The organism is uncultured Sphingomonas sp., assembly GCF_913774285.1.
Classification (GTDB): domain Bacteria; phylum Pseudomonadota; class Alphaproteobacteria; order Sphingomonadales; family Sphingomonadaceae; genus Sphingomonas.
In genome coordinates this window covers 1-20,563 of sequence record NZ_CAJYHX010000026.1, presented here as the reverse complement: position 1 = coordinate 20,563, position 20,563 = coordinate 1, and the positions used below count along the sequence as shown (strand labels likewise).

At 66.7% G+C, this 20,563-nt stretch carries 18 protein-coding genes; 16 read left to right on the top strand and 2 right to left on the bottom strand.

From position 1 onward, the window contains the following. Positions 1 to 4: 4 nt before the first annotated feature. Positions 5 to 529 carry a DUF1003 domain-containing protein gene (locus QZ670_RS13070; protein WP_294256112.1) on the bottom strand — a complete coding sequence of 175 codons (525 nt, stop codon included), beginning with the start codon at positions 527 to 529 and terminating at the stop codon, positions 5 to 7. Positions 530 to 576: 47 nt separating this feature from the next. Here QZ670_RS13070 and QZ670_RS13065 point away from each other — a divergent pair, with 47 nt between their 5' ends. The 11 genes from QZ670_RS13065 to QZ670_RS13015 all read left to right on the top strand — a co-directional run bounded on the left by QZ670_RS13065 (position 577) and on the right by QZ670_RS13015 (position 12,608). Next, a complete protein-coding gene (locus QZ670_RS13065; protein ID WP_294256109.1) occupies positions 577 to 1,536 on the top strand; it encodes a zinc-binding dehydrogenase in 960 nt (319 codons plus the stop codon). An 8-nt stretch (positions 1,537 to 1,544) separates the two neighbouring features. After that, on the top strand, positions 1,545 to 2,507 hold the full coding sequence (locus tag QZ670_RS13060; protein WP_294256106.1) for a Gfo/Idh/MocA family oxidoreductase: 963 nt from the start codon (positions 1,545 to 1,547) through the stop codon (positions 2,505 to 2,507). A gap of 265 nt (positions 2,508 to 2,772) precedes the next feature. Then, on the top strand, positions 2,773 to 2,922 hold the full coding sequence (locus QZ670_RS13055; protein WP_164521791.1) for a hypothetical protein: 150 nt from the start codon (positions 2,773 to 2,775) through the stop codon (positions 2,920 to 2,922). A 19-nt stretch (positions 2,923 to 2,941) separates the two neighbouring features. Next, entirely contained in the window at positions 2,942 to 3,535 is a 594-nt protein-coding gene (locus tag QZ670_RS13050) for an SRPBCC family protein (protein WP_294256102.1), read from the top strand. After that, a complete protein-coding gene (locus QZ670_RS13045) occupies positions 3,535 to 4,725 on the top strand; it encodes a zinc-dependent alcohol dehydrogenase (protein WP_294256099.1) in 1,191 nt (396 codons plus the stop codon). The genes QZ670_RS13050 and QZ670_RS13045 overlap by 1 nt, the downstream gene beginning before the upstream one ends. A gap of 13 nt (positions 4,726 to 4,738) precedes the next feature. After that, on the top strand, positions 4,739 to 5,518 hold the full coding sequence (locus QZ670_RS13040; RefSeq protein WP_294256095.1) for an SDR family NAD(P)-dependent oxidoreductase: 780 nt from the start codon (positions 4,739 to 4,741) through the stop codon (positions 5,516 to 5,518). Positions 5,519 to 5,593: 75 nt separating this feature from the next. Then, entirely contained in the window at positions 5,594 to 6,436 is an 843-nt protein-coding gene (locus tag QZ670_RS13035) for a CoA ester lyase (RefSeq protein ID WP_294256092.1), read from the top strand. Between the two features lie 274 nt (positions 6,437 to 6,710). Continuing rightward, a complete protein-coding gene (locus QZ670_RS13030) occupies positions 6,711 to 9,863 on the top strand; it encodes a TonB-dependent receptor (RefSeq protein ID WP_294256088.1) in 3,153 nt (1,050 codons plus the stop codon). A gap of 158 nt (positions 9,864 to 10,021) precedes the next feature. After that, positions 10,022 to 10,741: a SapC family protein gene (locus tag QZ670_RS13025; RefSeq protein WP_294256084.1), complete on the top strand. Its 720-nt coding sequence runs from the start codon at positions 10,022 to 10,024 to the stop codon at positions 10,739 to 10,741. Beyond that, on the top strand, positions 10,738 to 11,772 hold the full coding sequence (locus tag QZ670_RS13020; RefSeq protein WP_294256082.1) for a cupin-like domain-containing protein: 1,035 nt from the start codon (positions 10,738 to 10,740) through the stop codon (positions 11,770 to 11,772). Before QZ670_RS13025 ends, QZ670_RS13020 begins: the two co-directional genes overlap by 4 nt. A 200-nt stretch (positions 11,773 to 11,972) precedes the next feature. After that, entirely contained in the window at positions 11,973 to 12,608 is a 636-nt protein-coding gene (locus QZ670_RS13015; protein WP_294256080.1) for a PEPxxWA-CTERM sorting domain-containing protein, read from the top strand. A 73-nt stretch (positions 12,609 to 12,681) separates the two neighbouring features. Here QZ670_RS13015 and QZ670_RS13010 read toward each other — a convergent pair whose 3' ends face one another. Continuing rightward, positions 12,682 to 14,568, bottom strand: coding sequence for a methyl-accepting chemotaxis protein (locus QZ670_RS13010; protein WP_294256077.1), 1,887 nt, complete (start codon positions 14,566 to 14,568; stop codon positions 12,682 to 12,684). Positions 14,569 to 14,805: 237 nt separating this feature from the next. On the opposite strand from QZ670_RS13010, the gene QZ670_RS13005 reads away from it, so the two are divergent. From QZ670_RS13005 to kduI, 5 genes are all read left to right on the top strand, one after another. Beyond that, a complete protein-coding gene (locus QZ670_RS13005; protein WP_294256074.1) occupies positions 14,806 to 15,861 on the top strand; it encodes a glycosyltransferase family 2 protein in 1,056 nt (351 codons plus the stop codon). A 97-nt stretch (positions 15,862 to 15,958) separates the two neighbouring features. Next, the gene (locus tag QZ670_RS13000) at positions 15,959 to 16,747 is read left to right on the top strand and encodes a 2-keto-4-pentenoate hydratase (RefSeq protein WP_294256071.1); all 789 of its coding nucleotides are present in this window, start codon (positions 15,959 to 15,961) and stop codon (positions 16,745 to 16,747) included. 32 nt (positions 16,748 to 16,779) lie between these two features. Beyond that, positions 16,780 to 18,069 (top strand): MFS transporter, encoded by a 1,290-nt coding sequence (locus tag QZ670_RS12995; protein WP_294256067.1) that lies wholly within the window; start codon positions 16,780 to 16,782, stop codon positions 18,067 to 18,069. Between the two features lie 28 nt (positions 18,070 to 18,097). Continuing rightward, positions 18,098 to 19,519 carry a glucuronate isomerase gene (gene uxaC, locus QZ670_RS12990; protein ID WP_294256066.1) on the top strand — a complete coding sequence of 474 codons (1,422 nt, stop codon included), beginning with the start codon at positions 18,098 to 18,100 and terminating at the stop codon, positions 19,517 to 19,519. A 41-nt stretch (positions 19,520 to 19,560) separates the two neighbouring features. Then, positions 19,561 to 20,403: a 5-dehydro-4-deoxy-D-glucuronate isomerase gene (kduI, locus tag QZ670_RS12985; RefSeq protein WP_294256065.1), complete on the top strand. Its 843-nt coding sequence runs from the start codon at positions 19,561 to 19,563 to the stop codon at positions 20,401 to 20,403. The last annotated feature ends 160 nt before the right edge of the window (positions 20,404 to 20,563 follow it).

Genomic DNA, 20,563 nt, shown 5'->3' with positions numbered 1-20,563 from the left:
ATCCTCAGTCGATCCCCTTTTCCTTGCGGCTTTCATCGAGCGCGTCGAGCACCTGGACCGGCTCCACATCCGCGTGGATCTCCGCGAAACCGGGATCGTCCGGCCGGATGTCGAGCTTGTCGGCGATCCGCTCGACCAGCCTGGCCAGCTTGGTCAGCTCGTGCTCGGTGAGCAGGCTGACATGCAGGTCGAGGTCGGCGCGCCGGTCTGCCATCGCCGCCATGCGGTTCTGGCTGATCAGCACGAAGGTCGAGAGGAAGATCGCCTCCACCGACGCGACCATCGCCAGCGCCACGAAGGTGGGGTCGAAGCGCGGCACTACCGGCAGCACCCCCAGATTTATCGAAATCCAGAGCCCGAAGAGGACCAGATGCAGCACCACGAACGTCATCGATCCCGTGAAGCGGGTGATCCGATCCGCCACCTTGTCACTGAGCGGTGCGCGCAAGGCGTCCTCGCGCTGCCGCGCCGTGAGGTCTTCGATGTTCTGGCGGAGCGTGGCGCCCATGCCCTGGCGTGGTTCGATCATCGTTCGACAACATCGCGTCAAATCAATTGGTTGCACGGAGAAAACGCATGATGCGCGCGGCGATCCTCGAAGGTCCGGAACAGATCCGGATCGAGACCGCGACGCTCCCCGCGCCGGGCCCGGGCGAGGTGCGCATCCGGCTGGAGGGCTGCGGCGTCTGCGCGTCCAATGTCGAACCGTGGCAGGGCCAGCCCTGGAGCCAGTTTCCCGGCGATCCCGGCGAGCTCGGCCATGAGGGCTGGGGCGAGATCGACGTCGTGGGCGAGGGCGTGGAGGGGCTGATGCCCGGCGACCGGGTCGCCTCGCTCTCCTTCCGCAGCTTCGCCGATTACGACGTGGCCAAGGCCGACATGGTCGTGAAGCTGCCCGACAGCCTCTCCGGCCAGCCCTTTCCCGGCGAGCCCCTGGGCTGCGCGTTCAACATCTTCCGCCGCAGCGACATTCGCGAACGCCAGACGGTGGCGATCATCGGCATCGGCTTTCTCGGCGCGGTGCTCACCAAGCTGGCGAGCGATGCCGGCGCGCGGGTGATCGCGATCTCGCGGCGCCGGGAGTCGCTGGATCTCGCCCGGCACTATGGTGCTGCCGAGACCATCCCGATGAACGACCATTATGCGATCATCGATACCGTGAAGGCGCTCACCGGCGAAGCGATGTGCGCGCGGGTGATCGAGGCGGTGGGCAAGCAATGGCCACTCGATCTGGCGGGCGAGCTGGTCGGGTTCGGGGGCAAGCTGGTGGTGGCGGGCTATCATCAGGACGGGCCGCGCCAGGTGAACATGCAGGGCTGGAACTGGAAGGGTATCGACGTGATCAACGCCCACGAGCGCGACCCCGAAGTGCAGATGCAGGGCCTGCGCGAGGCGGTGGATGCGGTGGCGAGCGGGCGGCTTGATCCGACGCCGCTCTATACCCATCGCTATGCGCTGGAGGAACTTGGCGAAGCGCTGGCGGCGACCCGCGACAAGCCCGAGCATTTCGTCAAGGCATTGGTGATGCTGCGATGAGGCCGCGCGTGGGATTTCTCGGCACCGGCTGGATCGGCCGCCACCGGATGGAGGCGATGCTCGCCACCGGTGCGATCGAGGCGGCTGCCTTCGCGGATCCTTCGCCCGAGGGGGCCGAACAGGCGCGGGCGCTGGCGCCGGACGCGAAGGCGGTCGACGGGCTGGAGGCGATGCTGGCGCTGGGGCTCGACGGCATCGTCATCGCGACGCCCAGCGCTCTCCATGCCGAACAGAGCATCCGCGCGCTGGAGGCGCGCGTCGCGGTGTTCTGCCAGAAGCCGCTCGGCCGCACCGCTGCCGAGGTGGAGACCGTGATCGCCGCGGCGCGCACTGCCGATCGGTTGCTTGGTGTCGATCTGTCGTACCGGTACACCGAGGGCATGCACGCGATCGCCGAACTGGTGCGGAGCGGGGCACTCGGCCATGTCTTCGCGGTCGATCTGGTTTTCCACAACGCCTATGGTCCGGACAAGCCGTGGTTCTATGATCCCGCGCAGTCGGGCGGCGGCTGCGTGATCGACCTGGGCGTGCATCTGGTGGACCTGGCGCTGTGGACGCTCGGTTTTCCCGCCGTCGACGGCGTCACGGCGTCGCTTCGCGCAAAGGGGCAGCTGCTCGGCGCGATGCAGGTGGAGGACTATGCCACCGCTGCGTTCCGGGCGGGCGATACCGACGTCCGGCTCGCCTGCTCGTGGCGGGTGCATGCCGGCACGGACGCGGAAATCTCCGCGGTGTTCTACGGCACGGAGGGCGGGGCGGCGCTGCGCAACGTCGGCGGCAGCTTCTACGACTTCGTCGCGGAGCGGTTTACCGGCACGTCCAAGACGGTGCTGGCGAGCCCGCCGGACGCTTGGGGCGGCCGGGCGGCTGCAGCCTGGGCGGAGCAACTGGCCCGCTCGCCCAGGTTCGACGCCGAGGCCGAGCATTTCGCCAAGTCGGCCGAGGTGCTGGATCGGATCTACGGGCGCTGAAGCCATTACTTCCTCCCGCTTCTTCTAATTCCCCTCCCGCTTGCGGGAGGGGTTAGGGGAGGGTGCGACGTGTTGGTTCTTTCTGCACCGGCATAGCCCGCTACCCTCACACACCCTCCCCCAGCCCCTCCCGCAAGCGAGAGGGGAGTTGCGGTCGGTATCTGCCGAACCGTGCCTAACCCACGTTACCGTCAACAAAATTTGCAACCCGTGCCCGCCCCGGTGGTTACCTTCTGCACCTCCCCCAAGTGCAGGAGACTGGATCATGGCCACCCCGCCGAACGATCCCGAGGTGCGTGACGAACAGCGCGACCCCGGTTCGACCGAGACCAACCCCGCCGCCACATCGACCCCGGCACCGGCCGAGGGCGACGACGATCTTCCCCCGAAGCTGCCCGGTTCGCCGCAGGGCTGACCCCGCCAACGGAGGCATTATGGCCGACACGATGAACCGCGCGTCGCACGACGACGCGCCGCTGAGTACTGCCAACAACGAACGCCAGGCGATCGACGAGGCCACGGATGGCCTGATCGTCCAGCGCGGCGACAAGCTCGTCGCGCGTGCGGTGACGATCAACCGCCCCCGCGCCGAACTTTACGCCTTCTGGCGCGACTTCAGCAATTTGCCGCCGATCCTCGACAATGTCGTGCGGATCGACGTGCTCGACAGCGAGCGTAGCCACTGGGTGGTGAAATCTCCCGGCGGCGGCACCGTCGAATGGGATTCGCGCATCACCGAGGACCGCGAGGGCGAACTGATCGCCTGGGCTTCCGAGGAGGGCGCAGACATCCCGAATAGCGGCCGGATCGAGTTCCGCGATGCCGGCGCCCGCGGCACCGTGGTCGTCGCGACGATCAACTACGACCAGCCCTTCGGCACCCTGGGCCGCGTCCTCTCCCGCATCTTCCAGCGCGAGCCGAAGATGCAGGCGCAGCGCGACCTGCGCCGCTTCAAGCAACTCATGGAAACCGGCGAGATCGCAACCTCGTCCCGCACCAAGCAACAGCTCGAGGAGGAGCGGAACTGATGCGCGCACTCACTTGGCACGGCAAGCACGACGTCCGCGTGGACTCGGTGCCCGACCCCGAGATCCTCAACCCCCGCGATGCGATCATCAAGATCACCTCGACCGCGATCTGCGGCTCCGACCTTCACCTGTATGACGGCTTCATCCCGACGATGATGGCCGGCGACATCCTCGGCCACGAGTTCATGGGCGAGGTGGTCGAGGTCGGCGCGGGCTCGACGCTCAAGAAGGGCCAGCGGGTGGTGGTGCCGTTCACCATTGCCTGCGGTTCCTGCTATCACTGCGGCAAGCACCAATATTCGGGCTGCGAGAACGGGCTGCCCGCGGACAACCAGGATCTTGGCCAGGAAATGTACGGCCAGCCGATGGGCTCGCTGTTCGGCTATAGCCACCTCACCGGCGGCTATGCCGGCGGGCAGGCGGAATATGTCCGCGTGCCGTTCAGCGATGTCGGCCCGATCGTGATCCCCGACGGCATCGAGGACGACAAGGTGCTGTTCCTGTCCGACATCCTGCCGACCGGCTGGATGGCGGCGGAAAATGCCGAGATCGAGCCCGGCGACACGGTTGCGGTGTGGGGCTGCGGCCCGGTCGGCCTCTTCGCAGTGCAATCGGCCTTCCTGATGGGCGCCGAACGCGTCATCGCGATCGACCATTTCCCGCGCCGCCTCGAACTCGCCCGCCGCTTCGGCGCCGAGACGATCAACTTCGAGGAAACCGACACCGCGGCCGCGCTGTTCGAGATGACCGGCGGCATCGGCCCGGATGCGGTGATCGACAGCGTCGGCCTGGAGGCGCACGGCTTCTTCGTCGACAATGTGCTCGACCAGATCAAGAAGTCGACCTTCCTCGGCACCGATCGCATCCACTCGATCCGCCAGGCGATCCTCGCCTGCCGCAAGGGCGGGCGCGTCTCAATGCCCGCTGTCTATGGCGGCTTCGTCGACAAGTTCCCGCTCGGCGCGCTGATGGAGAAGGGGCTTACGCTCAAGACCGGCCAGACTCATGTCCAGCATTACATGCCCGGGCTGCTCAATGCGATCCTGGAAGACAAGATCGATACGACCTTCCTGATCAGCCACACCCTGCCGCTGGAGCAGGCGCCGCAGGGCTACAAGATGTTCCACGACAACCAGAACGAAGTGACCAAGGTCGTGCTGAAGCCCGGCATGGCGCTGGCAGCCGAATAAGGAGGCGCGGAAAATGGCAGACAAATTTGCGATCGTGACCGGTGCCTCGAGCGGCATCGGCCTGGAACTGGCGCGGCTCGCGGCACGCGACGGCTATGACCTGCTGGTCGTGGCGGACACCCCGCTGGTCGATGCCGCGGCCGCGCTGAAGGGCGAGGGCGTCGAGGTGCAGTCGGTGGAGACCGACCTGTCGACCATCGAGGGCGTCGACCGGCTGCTGACGGCCGCGGGTGGCCGGCGGATCGACCTGCTCTGCGCCAATGCCGGTCATGGTCTCGGCGGTGGCTTCCTCGACCAGGAAGTCTCCGAGTGGCGACACGTGATCGACACCAACATCACCGGCACCGTCTATCTGCTCCAGAAGGTGCTGCGGCAGATGCGCGATGCGGGCGAGGGCAAGGTGTTGATCACCGGCTCGATCGCCGGCTGGATACCGGGCAGCTTCCAGGCGGTCTATAACGGCTCCAAGGCGTTCGTGGACAATTTTGCGGCGGCGATCCGCAACGAACTGAAGGACGTGAAGGGCATCACCATCACCACCTTGCTCCCTGGCCCGGTCGAGACCGAGTTCTTCGAACGCGCCGGTATGATGGACACCAAGGTCGGCCAGAGCGAGAGCAAATCTGATCCCGCCGATGTCGCCAAGGACGGCTGGACGGCGCTGATGAAGGGCACCGACAACATCGTCTCCGGCCTGTCCAACAAGCTGCAGGTCGCCGGCGCCGGCGTGCTGCCGCAGTCGGTCACCGCCGAGCAGCACCGCAAGATCGCCGAGCCCGGCAGCGGCGAGTGAAGCGAACGGTCGGGCAGTTGCCAGCCCGGCCCCGATGATGCCATGGCATCCCTCTCAAAACGGGAGAGGGGTGCCATGCGTCTTAGGTCGCTGTTGTTCGTGCCGGGCGATCGGCCGGAGCGCTTTGCCAAGGCGGCGGCGAGCGGCGCCGATGCGCTGATCCTCGATCTCGAGGATTCGGTGCTCGCCGAGCGCAAGGGCTTCGCCCGCGATGCCATCGCCGAATGGCTCGCAGAAACCTCCGAAACGGCGTGTTTCGTCCGCGTCAATCCGCTAGGCACCCCGGCGCTTGCGGAGGACCTGGCGGCCATCGCGACGTGCCGTCCGGCGGGGCTCGTGCTCCCCAAGGCCGACGGTGCCGCTGCGATCCGCAGCCTTGTGGCGCTGGTCGCCCAGGCAGGCGCGGCGTGCCCCCCGATCCTCCCGATCGCCACCGAGACGCCGGCCGCACTGTTCCACCTCGGCAGCTATGGCGAGGTCGCTCCCCATCTTGCCGGGCTCACCTGGGGGGCGGAGGACCTGCCGGCCGCGATCGGCGCAGCCAGCGCGCGCGAAGAAGACGGCGGCTACACCGCGCCCTTCGCAATGGTCCGCTCGCTGGCACTGTTCGCGGCCCATGCCGCGGGTGTCGCGGCGATCGAGACGGTTTATCCCGACATTGCCGACATCGAAGGGCTTTCGGCCTATGTCGCGCGCGGCCGGCGCGACGGGTTCACCGGCATGCTGGCGATTCACCCGGCGCAGATCGAGGCGATCAACGGCGGCTTCACGCCCAGCGCGGCCGAAATCGCCGCTGCCGAGGATATCGTACAGGCGTTTCGCGCCCATCCGGCGGCGGGGGCACTGCGGCTGAACGGACGCATGATCGACCGCCCGCATCTCGAACAGGCACGGCGCCTGTTAGCGCGCGCGGAATAGACGCGCCCTTCTCGATAGGGGCGATGTAACCCGTTTCAGTCCAACAGCTTGCTGCGCTGCAATAGCGTTTGGAAGGATGTTGCACTAATGAAAGCGAATTACAGGCTGTAACCTCTAAAACACACCGGCGGACAAAATCAAACCTGTCGGACAGCTTCGTGTTTCCAACATTGACAATGTTGTGACCGATGGTAGCGATATCGCCGTCGCGAAAGCATCGGGGCGTTCGCAACAAAAACGGTTTCCGACGATCAAAGTCGGCAGAGGAGGGGACATGAAGAGCGTATCGCGTTCGACTATATGGTCGCGCTCGGCTTCCATGATGGCAGTGGCTGCCTGCATGGTCTTGCCAACGATTGCACAAGCACAGACCGACAGCGTTGCCACGGCAGCGCCGCAGCAAGAGGGCGGGCAGGGCGAAGAAATCGTCGTCACCGGTATTCGCGCCTCGCTGGAACGGTCGATCGCGATCAAGCGCGAAGCACCGGGTATCGTCGACGCGATCTCGGCGGAAGACATCGGCAAGTTCCCGGATACCAACCTGGCGGAATCGCTCCAGCGCATTCCGGGCGTGTCGATCAACCGCACCAACGGTGAAGGTTCGCAGGTCACGGTGCGCGGCTTCGGCCCGCAGTACAACCTCGTGACGCTGAACGGCCGCCAGCTCGCCTCGGCGGCGATCTCGGTGGTGGGCGGCGACCAAAATGCCGACGGCGCGCAGGGCACCACCCGCTCGTTCGACTTCTCGAACCTCGCGACCGAAGGCGTCCGCACGCTCGAAGTGTACAAGACCGGCCGCGCTGCGGTGCCGTCGGGCGGCATCGGCGCGACGATCAACGTCGTCACCCGCCGTCCGCTCGACAGCGGCAGCAAGCCGGGCTTCAACGGCAGCGTCGGCGCCAAGGCCGTGTACGACACCAGCGTCGACGGCTGCCTGGACTGCGGCGCGAAGGTCACCCCGGAATTCTCCGGCGTGGTCGGCTGGAGCGATGCGGACCAGCGCTTCGGCGTCGAGCTGTTCGGCAGCTACCAGAAGCGTAACTTCACCTCGATCGCGGCGACGTCGAACGACTGGAACATCGTTCCGTACAGCAGCTTCGTGACCGGCGGCTTCACCCGCAACAACACGGTGTGCCCGGCCGGCCAGACGACGCTCAGCTCGACCTGCACGATCGTCAAGGGCGTGCCCAGCAATCCCAACCAGCTGGTCGCGATCCCCAATGACAGCCGCTACCACTATGCCGAAGGCAGCCGCGAGCGCATCAACGGCCAGGCCGTGGTGCAGTTCAAGCCGACCGACGCCCTCACGCTGACCGCCGATGCGCTCTACGCGCAGAACCGCCAGCGCGAGACCCGTTCGGATCTGTCCAACTGGTTCAGCCGTCCGTTCGACGAAGTGCATTTCGACGGCAACACGACGGTAGCCACCGCGAATTATCTCCACGAGACGATCAACGGCTTCAAGGACGAGGGTTTCGAAGCGCAGTCGCGCGCCCAGAAGAACAAGCTCACCGATTTCGGCCTCAACGCCGAATGGCAGATGGCGAGCAACCTCTCGCTGCGCCTCGACGGCCACATCTCCAAGTCGTCGAGCCTGCCGGACAATCCGAACGGCGTCAGCTCGACGCTGGTCGGCATGGGCGCCAACGTCGTCGCCGCGCACTCGGTCGACTATAGCGGTGCCGGCATTCCGAAGCAGGACATCACGCTCGGCTCGGTCCCGCTCGACCTGACCTCGTTCGGCAGCCAGATCGGCCGTACCAACAAGTCGACCCAGGAGCAGCTGGTTCGCGAAGTCCGTGCCGATTTCGGCTGGGACCTCGGCGGCGACAGCAAGTTCGAGTTCGGCGCCAACTACCGCAAGACGGACATGCGCCAGACCTTCGTCAGCACCCAGCAGACGCTGGGCGACTGGGGTATCGCCAATCCGGGCGACGTCCAGCGGCTGGCGCCGGGCCTCGTCAAGTCGTTCTGCCTCGAGTGCAAGTTCGACAAGTATGATCCGGGCTCGGATCCGGACTCGAAGATCGCCTTCCGTGGCGACGCCGCGAAGCTCTACCCGATCCTGTCGTCCTATTATGCGGGTCGCGGCAACGCGGTCGGCATCACCGGCAACAACAACAACCGGGTCAAGGAAGACATCTGGGCGGCCTATGGCCAGCTGACCTGGAAGGGCGAAGTGGGCAGTGCGCCGGCACGCCTGGTCGCTGGCGTCCGCTACGAGCACACCAAGTCGCGTTCGATCTCGCTCGTGTCGATCCCGACCGCGATCGACTGGGTTTCGGACAACGACTTCACGGTGGTGGTCGGCAACAACGCCAGCCCGCTCGACCAGACCGGCAGCTACGACAACATCCTGCCGCAGATCGACTTCCAGGTCGAATTGAAGCGCAACCTGCTCGCCCGCGTGTCGTACAGCAAGACGATCGCGCGGCCGAACTACAACAACCTGTTCACCGCCACCACGGTGGGCGGCCCGCCGCGCCCAACCAACAATGGCGGTATCCCCAGCGCATCGACCGGCAACGCCCGCCTGTCGCCGCTGATCTCGGATAACTTCGACGCGTCGTTCGAATGGTATTTCAAGCCGGACAGCTACGTCTCGGTGGCCTTCTTCGACAAGCGGGTGCACAACTTCGTCGGCAACGGCCAGTTCACCTCGGCGCTGTTCGGCCTGCGCGATCCGAGCTCGGGCGCGGCAGGCAGCCGGTCGGGCCAGGCGAAGGCAGCGCTCAACGGGCTGGGTGCGGACATCAGCGACGTGAACCTGTTCGTCATGTCGTCGCTGATCGCCAATCGCGGCTCGGTCGCGGCGGCGACCACCGAGTTCCAGGCAAACTACAACGCCTCGACCCGCGCGCTCGACGACAACTACGTCAAGGCGATCAACAACCAGTTTGATCTCCGTGGCAACTCGGCCGATCCGCTGTACCAGTTCCAGGTGACCCAGCCGATCAACAACAAGGATGCCGAGATCTACGGCGTCGAGTTGGCCGGCCAGTACTTCCTCGGCAACACCGGCTTCGGTGTGGCGGCGGCGTACACGCTGGTGCGCGGCGACGTGGGCTTCAACCTGGGTGCCGATCCGGGCCAGGACCAGTTCGCGCTGCTCGGCCTGAGCGACACGTTCAGCACCACGCTGATCTACGACAAGAACGGTATCTCGGCCCGTCTCGCCTATAACTGGCGCGACAAGTATCTGTCGGGCATCAACCGCCAGGGCTCGCGCAACCCCGAGTTCACCGCGCCCTTCGGTCAGCTCGACATGAACGTGAGCTACGAGATCACGCCGCAGATCGCGCTCTCGCTGGAAGGCATCAACCTGACCAAGGCGAGCGTGCGGACCTATGCCCGCGACATCAGCGAGCTGTGGTTCGCCCAAGAACTCGACCGCCGCTTCCTGGCAGGCGTGCGCTTCAAGTTCTGAGCTACCGCGCATCCGCGCGAGTGGAGAGGGAGGGTCGCTGCCCCGTGCAGCGGCCCTTTCCTTTATGTGCGCAGGCGGCAGATGGTTGAGGGGGCCGCGGCTTTGCGCCATGGTCCTGCCGAACCGGGCGCGAGGCCCGGAATGATGGATGTACTCGAATGACGAACCCGGTCGCGCTGGACAATGTCCTTCACCAGGACCTGCGCGTCGCCTTCCGCCACGGTGCGGAATTCGGCGATGCCGCCAATCAGATCCTGATCTTCCCCACAGAGTTCGAGGCGGTGCAGCGCGAATTCCCGATCCTGTTCCGCGAGGCGGAAGGCGAGGGGCTGCAGGCGGTGGCGCTTACCGGTTTCGACCTTGACGAAAACTTGTTCTTCGACGGCGCGCGCTGGACCAGCCGCTACGTGCCCGCACTCCAGCAGCGCGGGCCCTTCTCGATCGGCATTCCCGCGGACGGGGCCGATGCCGAGGAAGGGCCGACCGTGCATGTCGACCTCGACGATCCCCGTGTCGGCACCGAGGCGGGCGAGCTCCTGTTCCTGCCCCAGGGCGGCGCGAGCCGCTATCTGGAGCATGTCTCGCGCGTGCTGGGGCGGATTCATGGCGGCATCGGTGCGGCCGCACCGGTTTATACACTGTTCCAGGAATTCGATCTGCTCGAGCGCAACGTCATCGAGGTGACGCTCCACGACGAGCAGCGGTACCGGATCGACGGGTTCCAGATGCTCTCGCGGGAGCGGCTGGCGGCGCTGGCGCCGGAGGCGATCGAGCGGCTGCACAGCGCCAACGTGCTGGGCCTCGCCTATCTGGTCGCCGCTTCGCTCGGCAACATCAGCGCGCTGATCGAGCGCAAGAACGCCGGCGCGGCGCGGTGAACATCCTCGCGGGCACGGCACCCGCGGTGCGGGTGATCGAGGGCATCGCCCCCGACGCGATCCCGTTCGACCAGTTGATGGCCGATCAGGCGCCGGTGCTCCTGAAGGGCATCGCCGCCGACTGGCCGCTGGTCCGCGCGGGCCTTGTCTCTGCCGATGCGGCCATGGACCTGCTGCAGCGCTTCGACGCAGGTCGCCCGGTGGTGACGTTCAGCGGCGCCCCGGAGATCCAGGGCCGCTTCTTCTACGACGAGAGCGTCACCGGGCTGAACTTCACCGGCCGCCGCGAGCCGCTGACGCCGCTGCTCGACGCGATGCGCACCACCATCGGGGATCCGGACGCGCCTAGCGTCTATGTCGGCTCCACCGATCTCGACGAGTATCTGCCGGGCTTCCGCGCCGAGAACGATCTCGTGCTGGATCACCCCATGTTCGCCCAGCATCTGGCGAGCATCTGGATCGGCAACCGCACCACGGCCACCTGCCACTACGACATGTCGCACAATCTGGCGGTGTGTGCGGTGGGTCGCCGCCGCTTCACCCTGTTTCCGCCCGACCAGATCGCCAATCTCTATCCCGGCCCGCTCGAGCCGACGCCGGGCGGGCAGGTGGTGAGCATGGTCGATTTTGCCGCGCCCGATTTCGATCGCCACCCCGGTTTCCGGTCGGCGATGGCGACGGCGCAGGTGGCCGAGATGGAAGCCGGCGACCTCCTCTTCTATCCGGCCATGTGGTGGCACCATGTCGAGGCGCTGGCGCCGTTCAACGTGCTGGTAAATTATTGGTGGAACACCAGTCCGGCTTGGCTCGATACGCCCCAGCTCACCTTGCTCCACGGGCTGCTCAGCTTGCGCGACCGCCCGGCCCCCGAGAAACAGGCCTGGAAGGCGCTGTTCGACTATTATGTGTTCGGTGATCCCGAACTGCCCGCGGAGCACCTGCCGGAGGCGGCGCGCGGGCCGCTGGGGCCGATCGATATGACGGCCGCGCGACGGTTGCGCGCGCAGCTGCTCCACCGCCTCAATCGCTGAGATTCATTCGCAGCTGCGCAGATAGTCGATGGAATCCGTCGACCCGCCGCCAAATGGTTAATTTTTCAGCCAAGCTGATGGCTTGCCACGACAAATCGACGGAACTGCCGCGTCAGCCTGCAGTTCGGAGGCTGCCATGTTGCGGGCATGATCCATGCGGCCGTTCCTGGCGAGTTGTACCCTGTTCAGGAGATTTCCGGATGATTAAAGGCGCTTTGAGCGCGGCAGCCCTGGTTGCGGGCCTGTCGCTCACCCCCGTCGCGGCACAGGCCGCTACGGTTATCGGCGGCGCGACCGCCATCGATCTGACCGCGACCAGCACGTTCAATTCGCTCGGCTACAAGGTTTCGACCTACGGCACCGCCAGCGCCTTCAAGATCGGCAACGATCTCGTTGCCGCCTTCCTCATCACCGGTGGCTCGCGGAATGATTCGACCGGCGCGACGATCATCGACCATGCCGGTTCGGGCCTGAAATTCTCGCTGGGCCGCAACACGCTCAGCATCGGCAATTTCGAGATCGACACCGCCGCCGGCCTCGTCCGCGGCAGCGCCTCGGCCAATGGGTTCACCCTCGGCGACAACCTTTCGCTGTTCAACCTCGGCGCGGGTTCGGTGCTGACGCTGACCGACGAGGCCGCGGCCGCATTCCGCACCACGCTCGGCACCCCGGGCCTTGCCGGCGCGACGATCGGCACGGCAACCCCGGTCGCGGTGTTCGGCCCGAGCGGCGTGCCCGAGCCGGCCAGCTGGGGCCTGATGATCGCGGGCGTGGGCTTTGTCGGCGCCTCGCTGCGCCGCCGGGCGCGGAGCGCGGCACGCCTCGCCGCCGCCTGAGCTTCGGAGCGAAAACGGAAACGGCCGGGAGATTGCTCTCCCGGCCGTTTTCTTTTGCGGCGCTGAACGGCCCTTAGAAGTTCGCCCAGTCGTCCGCGCCCGCCGCAGCCATAGAAGCGGCGGGGAGGGGCTTCACCGGCGAGACATAGCCACCGCCGTTGCTGCGGGGCGCCTCGCGCTTGGGCTGGGCTTGCTGCACCTGCCGCGGCGGTGCCGCACGCTGTCCGCCCACCTCGAACTGGTGCGCGGAATCGCTGAGGCTGGTGACCTCGGCGTTGAGATTGCGCGCGGCGGCGGAGGTCTGCTCCACCATCGCGGCGTTCTGCTGGGTGCTGTGGTCCATCGTCTGCACCGCCGCGGCGATCTGCGAGATCGCGGTGGCCTGGGCCTGGTTGTCGCTGGCCATCGCGCTGACCAGCTGGTGGACTTCGGCAGTCGCGGTGGAGATGGTGTCGAGCGCGCCTTCAACCTGCTGGACGGTCTGCACCGCCTCGACAATGTCCTTCTGCGTCGCGCTCAGCTGGTCTCGGGCGCGGCTGGCTTCCTCTTCCGAGCGCATCGCCAGCTGCGAGACGAGGTCGGCCACCACGGCGAAGCCGCGGCCGGCCTCGCCGGCACGGCCGGCCTCGACGGCGGCGTTCATCGCGAGAACGCGGGTCTGGAACGCGATCTTGTCGAGGCCTTCGATCACGCTGTCGATGCCCTTGGCGCCTTCGGAGACGCGGGTCATCGCCTGCACCGCGGTGTCGGTGATCGCGCGACCGTCGTTAACGGTCTGTATCGCACCGTTGGTGCGCTGGACGGTGGTGTCCGCGGCGCGGGCGGTCGCCTTCAGCCGCTGGTCCATCTGGGTCACGGCCGCAGCCGTCTGCTCGAGGCTGGCGGCATTGGCTTCGGTGCGCTTGGCCAGGTCTTCGGAGGCGGTCGCGATCTCGCTCGACCCGGTGCGGATCGTCGTGGCGCTTTCGAGCACCTGGGCGATCAGCGCGCGCAGATTGGCGACGGCGCGGTTGAAGTTGGACTTTACCGGTTCGAATTCCGGCGCCACCGCGACATCGATCGTGGCGGTGAGGTTGCCGTGCGACAGCGCATCGAGGCGGCTATCGAGCGCTTCGAGCAGGCGGGCCTGCTCGGCATCGGCCGCCGCCTTGGCCTGCTGGGTCGACTGCAGGCCGATCGCATTCTCGCGGAATACCTCGACGGTGCGCGCCATGGTGCCCAGTTCGTCGCCGCGATCGGTGCCCGGCACCGCGCGCCGGAGGTCGCCGCCGGCGACTGCCTGCATGGCAGCCTGCAGCGCGTTGAGCGGATCGGTGATGCCCACACGCGCGACGAGATAGCCGGTGCCCATGGCGAGCAGCAGCGAGACCACGTTGATCACGACCAGCGTCCACACGGTCGACTCGCCGGCCGCCTGCAGGTTGCGCGAGGTTTCGGCTGCGGCCTTCACCCGTTCATTGTTGAAGCTGGAGAGGCGCTGCGAAATCGCCTGGACGTCGGGGTCGACCTCGCGCAGCAGCGCCAGCGCGGCTGCGTCCTCGTTGCGCAGGCCGAGCTGGATGGCGGCCTGGGTCTTGTCCTGCAGCGTTTCGATCTTGGCGCGAACCTCGTCGAGCACCGGCTTAGCGGACGGGTCTTCCTGTTCGATCTGGCCGAGCAGCGCCTTGGCCTGGGTGTAATTGTCCTTTTCCTCGCCCTGGGTTTCCCGCGCCATCGCGCTGTTGCCGTCATAGGCGACGGCGCGATAGCCGGCATAGGCCATCGCTTCGAGCAGGCGGTTGAGCCGGGCGGTGTGGGCGGTGCTGGGCAGCTTGCCCAGCGTGAGTTCGGAATAATCGCGATTGGCGCGATTGAGGCTGCTGGCGCTGATCGCACTGACGACCAGCGTCACGAGGCTGATCAAGGCGATCACCGCCAGGATTTTGACGGGCACGCGCACGCGCGCGAGTAACTGTTTCATCCCTAGAATCCCCCGCGCCCCGGCGTTGGATGCACCGGTGGCAAGTCCTCCATTATAGAATCCCCGCGCGATGCAGGGGTGGCGCGGCGCCATAAATGTGCTCGGTAACCTGCTGGCGCGAAGGCAGGCTTTGGAACCGGATCAGGTGCTGATCGGTCCGTCGCCGCCCCACCTGGCCTCGCATCGCCTATAATGCGGAGCGAGGCGCCCGCGGCGGCGCCGGGGGAAGGTGTGCGCGTGGTACGACTGGCATTGGTGATGATCGCCCGGAACGAAGCGCGTGCGATTGCGCGGGCGCTCGAAAGCGCGCGTCCCCATGTCGACAGCATGATCCTGCTCGACACCGGCTCGACGGACGAGACGGTGGCGATCGCCGAGCGCTGCGGCGCGACGGTCCATAATTTCGCCTGGTGCGACGATTTTGCCGCGGCCCGCAACGCCGCGCTCGACCATTCGGATGCCGACTGGAACCTGGTGCTCGATGCCGATGAATGGCTCGATGGCGGGTTCGAGGCGCTGTCGCCCGCGGCGCTGCCGTCCGCACAATCGGCACCGGCGGCGTTCATCGGCTGCCCACAGCTGCGGAACGAAGGAACGAGCAGTGTCGCGCGGCGCTTCCTTCCGCGCCTCCTGCCGCGTGGCGTGCGCTATGTCGGACGGATCCATGAACAGCCGGTGTCGCCGCTGCCGCTGGTGCCGTGTGCGTTGCGGATCGGGCACGATGGCTATGCCGAAGCGCAGCTCGCCGCCAAGCACGGCCGCAATCTCGCGCTGCTGCAAGCGGCACTCGCCGAGGCGCCGGAGGATTGCTACCTCTGGTACCAGCTGGGGCGCGAGCATCTCGTTCGCGGTGCAGCCGAGGCGGCGGTCGAGCCGCTGCAGACGGCCTATCGCCTGACGCCGCCCGCCGCGACCTATCGGCATGCCGTGGTGCTGTCGAATATCCGCGCGCTGAAGGAAGCGGGCCGGCTCCACGATGCGCTGGCGCTGGTCGACGCCGAGCAGACCGCCTGGCCGAAATCGCCCGATTTCTACTTCGCCGTGGCGGACCTCTATCTCGAATGGGCGAGCCATGCTCCGGAACTCGCCATCGACGAGCTGTTGCCGGTGGTGGAGGGGGCTTGGCTGCGCTGCCTGGAGATCGGCGAGCAGCCGCTGCTCGACGGGTCGGTGATCGGGTGCGGCAGCTACCTCGCGGCCGGCAACCTGGCGATGTTCTACGAGCGGCTCGGGATCCTGGACCAGGCCGAACGCTATGCCGCGCTCGAACGCGAGCTGCTCGCTGCCGCCTGAACCCGAAGAGCGCGGTCGGCGTCGTTGATCGCGCACCTTGATACCGGTATCAGCACTGCCTGTCGGACGGATCGGCACGAGACAGGGAAACAGAGCGATGGCGGAGCAAGCGGCAGTCGATCAAATCGCTGAAGCGTTTGTGGCCGCACGCCGCGCGCGCACGGGCTTCGCCGACTATCCGGGGGCGATGCCGGAAACGCTCGACGCAGCCTATGCCATCCAGGCGCGGGCCATCGATCTGTTCGACAAGCCGATTGCGGGGTGGAAGGTGGGCCGCGTGCCCGATGCGCTGGTCGCGCGCCATGGCGTCAATCGCCTGTCGGGGCCGATCTTCGCCGACAGCGTGGTGTGGGCGGCACCGGGCGATACCCCCGAAATGCCCATGTTCCGTGGCGGCTTCGGCGCGGCGGAGGCGGAGTATCTGCTCCGGCTCGGTGCGCTCCCCGAGAGCTTCGACCGCGCCTGGACCAACGAGGCGGTGCTACCCTACATCGATGAAGTGCGCGTGGGCATCGAGATCGCCGGCTCACCTTTCGCAGGCATCAACCGGCACGGCCCCGCCGTCACCATTTCCGACTTCGGCAACAACAATGGTCTCCTGATCGGATACCGTATATCTTCTAGGGAGGATTTCCTTCGCTGGCCGGTGTCGCTAACGATTGACGGGGAGGTCGCTGGAACCGGCACTGCGAGCGCGATGCTCGACGGACCGATCGGAGCGGTGCGCTTCCTGTTCGAACGCGCGAGCCAAGGGCTGCCCCTGGCGGCAGGTCAGTGGCTATCGACCGGCGCTGTCACCGGCGTCCACCCGGTTCGGCCGGGGCAGAAGGTCGAGGCGCGGTTCGGGCCGGCGCTGTGCGTGCAGTGCTCGATCGGGATCGCCTGATTCCGGGACGGCGGAGTGGGATTGGAGAGTTGATGGCGAGCAAGGGCGAAGCCGCGGTACGTGGCGCCGTGGAACGGGTGGGGCGGTATCGCTGGGTGATTTGCGGGCTGCTGTTCGCGGCCACCATCATCAATTACATCGATCGCCAGATGATCGGCGTCCTCAAGCCCACGCTGATGGCCGACCTGCACTGGACCGAGCAGGACTTTGCCGGGGTCATCATCTGGTTCCAGTTCGCCTATGCCGTGGGCTACATCCTGTTCGGCAAGATCGTCGACCAGGTCGGCGCGCGCGTCGGCTACACCATCGCCTTCGTCGTCTGGCAGGTGGCGCACATCTTCCACGGTGCGGCCCACAACATCACCCAGTTCGCCATCGCCCGCTTCGCGCTGGGCATCGGCGAATCCGGCAACTTCCCCGCGGGCATCAAGGCGGTGACCGAGTGGTTCCCGGCCAAGGAACGCGCCTTCGCGATCGGCGTGTTCAATGCCGGCGCGAATATCGGCGCGGTGCTCACCCCGCTGGTCATCCCCTACATGGTGATCGCCTGGGGCTGGCGCTCGGCCTTCGTCATCACCGGCGTGGTCAGCTTCGTCTGGCTGATCGCCTGGTGGATGCTCTACCGCACCCCACGCGAGCACCCCAAGGTCACCGAGGGGGAACTCGCCTGGATCGAGCAGGACCCCGCCGACAAGGTGCAGAAGCTCGGCTACGGCTCGGTGCTCCTGAAGCGCGAGACCTGGGCCTATGCGCTCGGCAAGTTCTTCATCGATCCCGTCTGGTGGTTCTTCCTGTTCTGGCTGCCCGGCTATCTGTTCGAGCGCTACCAGCTCGACCTCAAGACCTTCGGCCTGCCGCTCGCCGCGATCTACCTCGTGTCCGACATGGGGAGCGTCGCCGGCGGCTGGCTCTCCTCGCGGCTGATGCGCGCAGGGTATAGCGCCAATGTCGCGCGCAAGCTGACGATGCTGGTCTGCGCCTTCGCGGTGCTGCCGGTGCTGTTCGCGGAATCGCTGAGCAGCGTCTGGCTGGCGGTGGCTGTGATCGGCATCGCGACCGCGGCGCACCAGGCCTTCTCCGCCAACCTCTATGCGCTGCCGGCGGACATGTTCCCGCGCGGCGCGGTGGGTTCGGTGATCGGCATCGGCGGCACCGTCGGCGCGGTCGGCGGCATCCTGATGTCCTTCTATGCCGGCGAAGTGCTGGCGCGGATCGGCAGCTACTGGCCGCTCTTCGCGGTGGCCGGCAGCGCCTATTTCGTCGCGCTCGCCTGCGTGCATTTCCTGTCGCCGCGGCTCGCCCGTGTCGACATGGACGCCTGATCCAACTTCCAACGTTCCGGAGTACCCGATGGCCAAGCCGCTGAAGCTCGATCCCGACCGGCTGTTGCCGGCCGAGGGGCGCACCCGTGAAATCGCGCGCGAACTCTACCGTGAAGTGGCCGAGCTGCCGATCATCAGCCCGCACGGCCATACCGATGCGAGCTGGTTCTCGACCAACGCCAACTGGTCGAACGCGACCGAGCTGCTGCTCTCGCCCGACCATTATATCTACCGCACGCTCTACTCGCAGGGCGTGTCGCTCGACGCGCTGTGCGTGCCGAGCAAGGCGGGCATGCCCGCCACCGATCCGCGCGCGGCGTGGCGCACCTTCGCCGAGCATCTCTACCTGTTCCGCGGCACGCCCTCGGCGATGTGGCTGGGGCATGTGTTCGGCGAGGTGTTCGGCTTCGACGTCGCGCTCGACGGCGAGACGGCGGATTTCTACTACGACACGATCAACGCCAAGCTGGCGAGCGACGACTTCCGCCCGCGCGCGCTGTTCGATCGCTTCAACATCGAGTTCCTCGCCACCACCGAGGGCCCACAGGACGATCTGTCCGCGCACCACGCCGTGCAGGCCTCGGGCTGGCCGGGCCGCGTCGTGACGACCTACCGCCCGGACGCGGTGATCGACGTCGAGCATGAGCAGTTCCACGGTGCGCTCAAGATCTTCGCCGAGAAGACCGGCGAGGACGTGTACAGCTGGGACGGCTATCTCGCCGCGCACGCCAAGCGCCGCGCCGACTTCCGCGCCGCCGGTGCCACCGCGACCGACCATGGCCACCCGACCGCGCGCACGGCGAACCTCAGCAAGGCCGAAGCCGCCGCGCTGTTCGCGCGTGTCCTCGGCAGCGACTGGACTCCGGCCGATGCCGAGCTGTTCCGCGCGCAGATGCTCACCGAAATGGCGGCGATGAGCGTCGAGGACGGGATGGTGATGCAGATCCACCCGGGCAGCTTCCGCAACCATAATGGCGGCCTGTTCGCCAGCCATGGCCGCGACAAGGGCGCCGACATTCCGATGGCGACGGACTATGTCCATGGCCTGAAGCCGCTGCTCGATCGCTTCGGCACCTCGACCGATCTGTCGATCATCCTCTTCACGCTCGATGAGACGGTCTACGCGCGCGAGCTGGCGCCGCTCGCCGGCCATTATCCGTGCCTCAAGCTGGGCCCCGCCTGGTGGTTCCACGACAGCCCCGAGGGCATGCGCCGCTTCCGCGAGCAGGTGACCGAGACGGCGGGCTTCTACAACACCGTCGGCTTCAACGACGACACCCGCGCCTTCCTCTCGATCCCGGCGCGCCACGACGTCGCGCGGCGGATCGACTGCGGCTTCCTGGCGCAGCTGGTCGCCGAGGGGCGGCTGCTCGACTGGGAGGCGGCGGAACTCGCGTTCGAGCTCACCAACGGGCTTGTTCGCAAGGCCTACAAGCTGGATAGAGCCTGATAGACACCGGTAGCATAAGCACCGCGCGAGGGAGACAGACGATGTTCGACCGCACCTATTACGCCACGCACCCGGACATGATGGACTGCGTGTCGAACGAGGAACTGCGCGACCGCTATCTGATCTCCGGCCTGTTCCGGGAAGGCGAATGCGTGCTCAACTACACCCATGCCGATCGCTTCGTGATCGGCGGGGTGCAGGTAGGCAGCGCCCCGGTGAAGCTGCCCGACCAGTCCGAGCCGCCCTCGGCGGCCGGGCATCCCTTCCTCGAACGGCGCGAACTCGCGATCGTCAATGTCGGCGCGATCGAGGGCACGGTGACCGTCGACGGCGAGGTCTTCACGCTGGGCAACAAGGACTGCCTGTACGTGACGATGGGCTCGAAGGACGTGACCTTCGCAGGGGAGGGCGCGCGCTACTATCTGGCGTCGTGCCCGGCGCACAAGGCGTTCACTACCCGGAAGCTCGGCATTGCGGACGCCAATGCACTGGAGCGCGGCAGCCTGGCCGAGTCCAACGAGCGGACGATCTACCAGCTGGTTATCCCCGGCGTATGCGACAGCGCGCAGCTGGTGATGGGGCTGACCGTGCTCAAGCCGGGCAGCGTGTGGAACACCATGCCGCCCCACGTCCATGAGCGTCGCAGCGAGATCTATTTCTATTTCGAGCTCGACGATCTGGAGAAGGATCGCGTGATGCACTTCATGGGCGAGGGCGAGGCCACCCGCCACATCGTCATGGCCAACGAAGAGGCGGTGATCAGCCCGCCCTGGTCGATCCATATGGGGGCGGGCACCAAGGCCTATGCCTTTATCTGGGCGATGGCGGGCGAGAACCAGGATTACACCGACATGCAGGTGCTGGATATCTGCCAGCTGGTGTGACGTCTTGAAGCCCCTTCGCCTCAGCCAGCGCTGCCCTCCCGCTTGCGGGAGGGGCTGGGGGAGGGGAGGATAGCGTCTCGCTTCTACATTCAGGCCCTCTCCCGACCCCTCCCGCAAGCGGGAGGGGAGCGCGAGTGGAGAGGGAGAGGGATCCCAAGAT